The 7,376-nt window shown below is 51.2% G+C and carries 9 protein-coding genes and 1 pseudogene; 4 read left to right on the forward strand and 6 right to left on the reverse strand.

The annotated features are described in order from the left end of the window. Positions 1-185 (forward strand): hypothetical protein (locus tag ABJQ89_RS16505; RefSeq protein WP_348497253.1); only part of this gene is annotated, 185 nt, incomplete at its 5' end. A 259-nt stretch (positions 186-444) separates the two neighbouring features. Here the strand turns inward: ABJQ89_RS16505 and ABJQ89_RS16510 are convergent. From ABJQ89_RS16510 to ABJQ89_RS16530, 5 genes are read right to left on the reverse strand one after another with little or no spacing between them, the layout of a single operon-like run. Then, on the reverse strand, positions 445-846 hold the full coding sequence (locus ABJQ89_RS16510) for a hypothetical protein (RefSeq protein WP_348497254.1): 402 nt from the start codon (positions 844-846) through the stop codon (positions 445-447). Positions 847-880: 34 nt separating this feature from the next. Next, positions 881-2,101 (reverse strand): MFS transporter, encoded by a 1,221-nt coding sequence (locus tag ABJQ89_RS16515; protein ID WP_348497255.1) that lies wholly within the window; start codon positions 2,099-2,101, stop codon positions 881-883. After that, positions 2,098-2,868, reverse strand: coding sequence for a cyclase family protein (locus ABJQ89_RS16520; RefSeq protein WP_348497256.1), 771 nt, complete (start codon positions 2,866-2,868; stop codon positions 2,098-2,100). The genes ABJQ89_RS16515 and ABJQ89_RS16520 overlap by 4 nt, the downstream gene beginning before the upstream one ends. Position 2,869: 1 nt before the next feature. Beyond that, a complete protein-coding gene (locus tag ABJQ89_RS16525) occupies positions 2,870-3,856 on the reverse strand; it encodes a fumarylacetoacetate hydrolase family protein (protein ID WP_348497257.1) in 987 nt (328 codons plus the stop codon). A gap of 23 nt (positions 3,857-3,879) precedes the next feature. Continuing rightward, the gene (locus ABJQ89_RS16530; protein WP_348497258.1) at positions 3,880-4,671 is read right to left on the reverse strand and encodes a glutathione S-transferase family protein; all 792 of its coding nucleotides are present in this window, start codon (positions 4,669-4,671) and stop codon (positions 3,880-3,882) included. Positions 4,672-4,779: 108 nt separating this feature from the next. Here ABJQ89_RS16530 and ABJQ89_RS16535 point away from each other — a divergent pair, with 108 nt between their 5' ends. From ABJQ89_RS16535 to ABJQ89_RS16545, 3 genes are all read left to right on the forward strand, one after another. Beyond that, positions 4,780-5,439, forward strand: a complete 660-nt coding sequence (locus tag ABJQ89_RS16535) for a TetR/AcrR family transcriptional regulator (protein ID WP_348497259.1) — start codon at positions 4,780-4,782, stop codon at positions 5,437-5,439. 137 nt (positions 5,440-5,576) lie between these two features. Next, positions 5,577-5,852, forward strand: coding sequence for an SCP2 sterol-binding domain-containing protein (locus ABJQ89_RS16540; protein ID WP_348497260.1), 276 nt, complete (start codon positions 5,577-5,579; stop codon positions 5,850-5,852). 240 nt (positions 5,853-6,092) lie between these two features. Beyond that, the gene (locus ABJQ89_RS16545; RefSeq protein ID WP_348497261.1) at positions 6,093-6,725 is read left to right on the forward strand and encodes a tyrosine-type recombinase/integrase; all 633 of its coding nucleotides are present in this window, start codon (positions 6,093-6,095) and stop codon (positions 6,723-6,725) included. A gap of 156 nt (positions 6,726-6,881) precedes the next feature. Here ABJQ89_RS16545 and ABJQ89_RS16550 read toward each other — a convergent pair. Next, positions 6,882-7,376 (reverse strand): annotated as a pseudogene (locus tag ABJQ89_RS16550) (Na/Pi cotransporter family protein); the annotation flags it as partial.

The raw sequence follows: 7,376 nt of genomic DNA on the forward strand, positions 1-7,376 counted from the left end.
CCCTGATCCAGCGCCGTAGGCAACGGTACATGGCGCGAACCGAAAAAATCACGATGCTCAACCATAAAAGCGTACCTCACTCCACGAACGGCCCAAACCGGACCTTCATCCCGACATCACGCGCCGCGTTGCAGCTTCACAAGAGCGGCCATTCGCTGCAGGTGCTCGATTTCAGTCGTGTTTAAGGTCAGTTCTGCGGACAAAGCGCCCAGTCAGTTTCCGAGAAGAATGTCTGCTTTGCAATGATCGCGACGGCAATGATTAGCACTACGTTCGGGTTCCAGGCCTTCGTTGTGCGCGAAAATGTTTTGTCGATCTAACGGCAGAACGAAGTTTGATTAGGTGCTAATTGCAAAAAAATGGCACTTAATGGAAAGCTCACTTTGCAACTTGACCGTACCGTCACGCCGTAGTTCGTCGCCCCCTATCGTTCGCTGCTACCACCTACCCACGATCACCCTTTGCCCAGCGATAGGCGTCGATGTAGTCGAACACGAGCGAGAAGATGTTGGTGGCTGCTAAGGCAATCAGGAACATACCGTAGAGCGTCGATGCATCGGGCACCATCCAGAAAATCAAAATCACCAAAGGCGTCCAGAATGGCAGGTGTGGCAAGGCCATCGTTCGCGAAAGTCGCCGTTCTCTGAACATAATCGGAAGGTTGAGCAGCATAGCAACATTGGCCAGAACCGCGACCCAGACCCCCATCGGTTCATTGATGAAACACAGGCTCGTTATGTTGAGCGGGATAAGCCATAGGACCATCCAAAGCCGAACCCACAAGGGCAATTCATTGAATGACGTCCAAAGAGCCAATAGAATGTTTGGTTGCGTCTTCGTCGTCATTGAATCACTTCGTTTGGCCTGGGGTTTGAAAGGGTCACGTCATCTCTTGGTCAAATTGCGGCAGTGTTAGGGTTAGCAAGACAGCCCCTCCCACAAGCACCGCAGCTCCCTTTAAGGCAAGATCGTATGACCCCGTTTGGTCCCAGATATATCCTGCGATCACAGGACTAAGGGCGCATCCGACACTGAAACTGCTGTAAAGGATGCCGAACAGAACGCCATATCGTCCCATCCCGAAATACCTCGCCGTATAGTAGCCGATAAGATCAACTTCGGCCCCGATGGCAAAGCCAAGCGCCACTGCACCAACAAGCGCAAAGCCCACCCCGCCAAAGCCAAAGACCATCAACCCAATCGAAACGAAGGCAAATACCGCCGCCGTCACGTATGGCGCGAAAATGCGGTCGACAAGAAAGCCGGTGACCAATCGCCCGGCAATGACGGACACACCGATTGCCGCTAAATATGCGCTTGCGGTTTCTGCGCTAAGGCCTGCATCACGAAGCAAAGGTACAAAGCTTGGGATCAATCCACACACGGCCAAGGCAATTAGAAAGAAAATGACCGCAAGCCGCCAGAACACAATGCCACTGACAATATCGCGCACGCTATCTTCTGGAATCCGCTGTTGGGTAACAGGTGTTGTGCCTGTACTTTCTGGTCCACCGTCTGGAATCCACAACCAGATGATTGGTACCGCAACCAAGATGATCACAGACAGCAAAGCAAACCCTGCACGCCAACCGTGTTGTTCAACATAGGGCGTCAAGACAAGTGGTAACAGGGCCGCCGCGACACCTGTTGACGTCAGGCTGATCCCAAGTGCCATACCGCGGTTTTTATGAAACCAAGCGTTGACGGCGCGGGTGAATGCAAGCGGTGTCGACGCCACGGCAACCAATGTGTAGGCCACTGTTAAACCATAAAACACCCAAAGATTGCCATTCATTCTGCCGACCAATAACAAGCCAGCAGCAAAAAATATCAACGACAAGGTCGAGACTGTGCGCAGTCCGAAGCGGTCAATCAATTGGCCCGCAAAAGGCGCGCTAAGAACGAGTGTGATTGTTGTTAACGTTGCAGAGAAACCGATTTCTGCACGTGTCCACCCAAACGCGTCTTGCCATGGGATGATCCAAATGCCCGCAGTGTAGAACACCAATGACACGAGGCTTACGCCTATGCCAAGGAATGAGGCTGCAAGAACTTTCCAGCCCCGCGCGAATTCGTTGTCGGATTCAGGTGCTGTGCTCATGTATCACCATCCAAGATTGCGATGACGCGTGCTGGACTTGCCGATGCACCTGCCAGCTTAAGCGGTAACACATAGACGGTGAAGCCCGTCGGCGGCAAAGCTGCAAGGTTGGTCAGCTGTTCCATATGCCAGTATTCTTTGCGGATACCGACCCTGTGCGCTTCCCAGAACAGGTCATCGCGTTTTTCGGCCTTTGAACGCGCAATATGAAATTGGAACGGCACATCCCAACCCCATTGATCAATTCCCATCACGCGACTGCCTTGATCGATCAACCATTCTGTGGCCTCGGCACTCATGCCAGTGCCACGTTTCCAAAAATCGGGTTCATCGTGGAACTTATCGCGGTCTGTGCGGATCAGCGTGATCGTCCCGTCTTTGATTTCGCCGTCTATACGCGCCAGCTCGGCCTTTATGTCGGCCACCGTGATCGGATCACCTTCGGCTTTGTGCGACATGTCCAAAACGATGCCAGGACCAATGCCCCGATCCAGTGGCATTGCCTCGATCCCTCCCGCGGGTTGGCCTTCGGACGTCGACCCGTAGTGTAGAGGTGCATCAATATGGGTGGTCGCATGGACGCCTAGTTTGCGAATAGAGTCGTCCGCCCAACCCTCAAAATCCTTGGGCATCAAACGGAAAGGCAATCCGAGAACACGTAGCATTACCTTCGTCATAAAACGCTTGTTCGCTTTAATTTTGATCCGAAGGAAGAAAGGGGCTTTGGGGTTGTCTATGACTGTCTTTGAAAGATCAATGATCTGCATATCAGGGCTCCTTGCTGCCGACGATATTCGTCAAACTGCCCAGTCCGTCGATCGTGAGTGTGAGCGTGTCGCCAGGCCCAACCATTGCTCCGTTTTCGATGCCTGCGCCGCCCGGCAGGGTGCCCGACCCGAACAGTTCCCCGGGAACAAGAGCTTCGCTTTGTGATGCGAATGCGATTGCCTCTGGAAGGGTAAATTGCCCCCCATGCGAGGACACATCTGCGATGGTTTCTCCGTTGATCTTGACGGTTCCGGTCAATCGTTCCAAGCGCGGCAGGATTTCATCAGCTGTCACAATTTCTGCTGAAATGGATGACCCGAAATGTTTGGATTTTTGTGGCCCAAACCCCGACTGCATTTCGTCGATCTGAACATCACGGGCGCTAAAGTCATTCAAGACCACAAAACCGCCGATCGCCGCTTTGGCATCATCTGGCGTGGCGTTGCGAAGAGGATGCGCAAGAACCGCTCCGATCTCAAGTTCATAGTCAAGCGCATCACAGTAGCGCGGCCATGCCAACTGATCGCCGTCAGTGACCATGTTGATGTGACTGCTCAAGTAATAAATTGGTTGCTGATACCAAAGTTTGTGCGGTTTGAATTTGGGAAACGGTTTGCGCGCGAGCTTTTCAAAAACCTGCGTAATCGGGAAAACCGAAGGCATAAACCTGCGCGCCATTTCCCGCGACGCATTGATCACATGGGCTTCGTGCAACATGAAATCCCGAAACGATTGGGGGATTATGGGCAAGAGTGCCGTATGACTGCCTGTACCTGCATCGGGCAGCGATCGCCCAAGGGCTACCAATTCAGATCGACCAACGGCATCGAGCTGCAAAAAGGGCATCAACCCAGTGTCTGTAACGTCCAAGTCTGCGCCTGCGAGCAGTTTTGTTACCGTTTGCACTCCGCTTAGCCGTTTCCAGCCTTCAGCGACCCTCATTTCCGCAATAGGTATACCGTCGATCAGTCGTCTTCTAAACCGCATGTCTTTTCCTTCCAAAGAATATCTCAGGCACTTTTTGAAACGATCCCACCAATCCAGTTGCGCAGCTTTGCGTACTGAAATTCTGTCCTGTCGCTTAGCCGCGCGCCTTTGTAGAATGCTTGATCGTAGCTGGGTCGCGCTTGTAATCGCGCCATCCATTCCAAGGTCTTTGGTGCGTCTTCGAAGAATTCCAGGCACCCCATATCCAACATCCGGTCAATCAAGGGCGCCAAAGTCAGATCGACCAACGTCAGTTGGCCCCCCAATACCCAAGGTCCGATCACCAACGCCTTTTCGATGCGTTCGACTGTCATACGAAGGTGATGATTTGATTCTTCGATTTCGGGATCACTGAAACCCTGACCCTTGTTCATCTTGCCGTAGAACCCTTTGCGCAACGTGCGTTGATCGGTGTCTTTGGCAAAACCACTTCGACGCTTGACCAACCGCAATGTGGGAAGAAACACGCGCTGGAAAGACGGGATACGAACGGCTTTTGTGGGCACTTCCTCCATGAACCGCAGCCAAACGCGCATTTTTGCGCGCTCGACGGTATCTGAAGGTGACAATGCCGGCGTTGGATAGGCCTCTTCTAGGTATTCAACGATTACAGAACTATCCATGATCACATCGTCGCCATCCACCAACGTCGGAACCACACCGTTTGGATTGATCTTTAGGTAGTCTGGCTCCAACTGTTCCTGCTTGGCAAAACTGAGTTCATTTGAGGTGTATTCTAACCCTTTTTCGGCGAGCGTCAGCCGGACCTTTTGCGAACAGGTCGAGTAAGCAGAATGATATAAAGTGAGCGTCATTTTCGTTCTCCAAAACGGTCGCGTTTAAAAGTGGTACAATTGTTCCGTTTTTGAGTCAACAAAAATGGAACGATTGATCCATTTGTGGAAATGCAATAACGGTATCGTATGGAAAGAACGCAGTACAAAAAATCCAGCAAAACACAGGATCGTATCCTTGATGTCGCCGAAGATCTGTTTTCGAAACAGGGCTTTGACGCAACAACAACCCGTCAGATCACGGCGGCAGCTGGTGTTAGAACCGCAAGTGTTAACTATTATTTCAAAACCAAACGCGACCTTATGATCGCCGTCATCGACCGCCGGTTTGACATATTGCGCCGAGAGCGTGAGGCAATGTTGGCCAATGTTGATACTCATTCTGGGGACCAACCGACTCAGATTAAGGCGATTGTCGAAGCCTTCGTGCTACCCTTGGCGAAGCTTACCAAAACCGACCCCGTTGGATGGTCAAACTACAATCGGATCATCGCGCAGTTAGCACTGAACAAAGAGCTGCCACATGACACCTACGCTGAAAAAATCAACAAAACTGCTGAGAAATTTATCGTTGGCCTTAAAGCCACCAGCCCGAACAAATCGCTGAACGATGTTATCGAGGCATACCAGTTTTTACTCGGTGCGGTGTTATTCGCCTTCACGGAAAGCGACCGATTTACGCAGGCACTTAACGGCAATTCTCAACTTGCCCAAGCTGCCTCAAACCCAAAGCCGTTGGTGAACTTCATTTCGGCTGGATTGGTCGAATTGTTTGATCCCGGTCAATAACGGAATGACTAATCACCAAACTTCGCAAGCCAGGCGAATGGCGACAAAGTTGTTTGCGGCAGTGGTAACCAAGCATTTGGAAGCTGCCAGGATCATAGGAAAAGGAGACTATTGTGAGTGAACCAAGCAGATCGGAAATGCTAGAACTTATAACCAAACGTTCAAAAGGCCGGATTAAGGGCACTGTGCGGCTAGAAATGCCTGATTTGTCGACGTTCTTTGTGGACGAAACGGGAGCAATCGAGAGCGATAAAGTTGCAGACATCACGTTAACTGCAGAATCCCACGTGTTTTATGACATAGCGATGGGTGTGAAAAACCCTGCCAAGGCGTTCATGATGCGTCAACTTAAGGTCGATGGAAATCCAATGAAAGCGCTCAAGATTGGAGAAATTCTGTCCGCGCAAGAATAAGATGCCCAAGGAGAGATCGCCCCAGTACTATGCTTTAGACAAATGCTAAGGGCTGCTCTAGAAAGGCGCTTCGATCACCAACGTCGGCATTCGGAGTATTCTAAACGTTATTGCAGACTGCGACATTGGTAACATTGGGCTCAACGCCGACCTCAGAGGCAGCGCAGCAATCCTGTGATATGGCGCCTTGTCAACGCCGGGTTGTCGTTTTGGAGGGTATGGCGGATCGGAAGATCAGTCATGGAAACACCAATTCTACCAGCCATTCGCGCACTTCGCTCAGCTTGGAAAAAGGGGCGCATCATTAGCCAGAAACGGCCGTTGAAGCCCAAACACGTTTGGGCGATCCGAGTTCGACTGGAACGGGCCGAGAACCATCGCGACCTTGCGTTGTTCAATATGGCAATCGACAGCAAGCTGCGTGACTGTGACCTGGTGAAGATGAAGGTCGTCGAAGTCATGGCGTCTGGTCAGATCAAAGAACGGGCATCGGTGTTACAAAGCAAGACACAGAAACCTGTGCGATTTGAGATATCCGAAGGCACACGTGCCTCGGTCGAAAAGTGGATGAAAGATGAGGTCATGATCGGCTCAGAGTATCTTTGGCCAGGCCGGTTCCATGAACGCCTGCACATCTCGACACGCCAGTATGCACGGATCGTCAGAGACTGGGTCACGGCGATCGGTCTTGAAGCGAGCGCATGTGGCACGCATTCGATGAGGCGAACAAAGGTGACCCAGATCTACAAGAAGACCGGCAACTTGCGGGCGGTTCAGCTTCTCCTTGGACACACCAAGATGGACAGCACCGTCAGATATCGGGGTGTTGAACTCGAAGATGCCTTGGCGATTTCTGAAGTAATTGAAATCTAAACCAATGGGCCGTTCGAGAGGACGGCCCGAAGCTGATCTTGGCGCGTTCTCAATCATGCTGCAGTGCGGCCTGTCATTGCAGACATTCGCGGCAACTGCAAAATCAGTTAAGGAGCGAATTCGTGATTCAAGCGTTTTCCGGTTAAGGATATCAGTTTAGCTGTTAGCGTTTAACGTCAGATGCGCCGTTGTTATTAGGTGCTCATTTATGCGTTTGAAACCGTGAAGCATATCAAGATGAAGATCGCTGCTTTCGATACTGTCTGCGCGACCTGAACCAATGCGGCCTATATGTGCAGCGATAGAGTCATCTTCCATTTGGCGAACGACCGTTTTTGTATCGTAAAGCTGTCGTGCTAACTCAGGATCATATGTTAAAAAGGCATTTACAGCCAAATCAAAGTTCATACAGACGACCTCATAAACTTCGGTTATTTCCGCGAAGCCTTCTTGAGAAAAGTCAGTCTGGCGCGCGGTTTTCATGCGTGTGATGGGCAAAAGATCGCAATCAACGATGTCACCAATGTGCTCCATGTTCGCGATGAATGTCAGTAGATCCTGTGCTTGCTGACTTTCATGTTCTGTCAATTGCTGCTGCATTGTGCGGGCCATGTAGATTTTGATGGCGCCAAACAATCTGTCCAACCCATC

It is taken from the genome of Planktotalea sp., assembly GCF_039984035.1.
Lineage (GTDB): Bacteria > Pseudomonadota > Alphaproteobacteria > Rhodobacterales > Rhodobacteraceae > Planktotalea.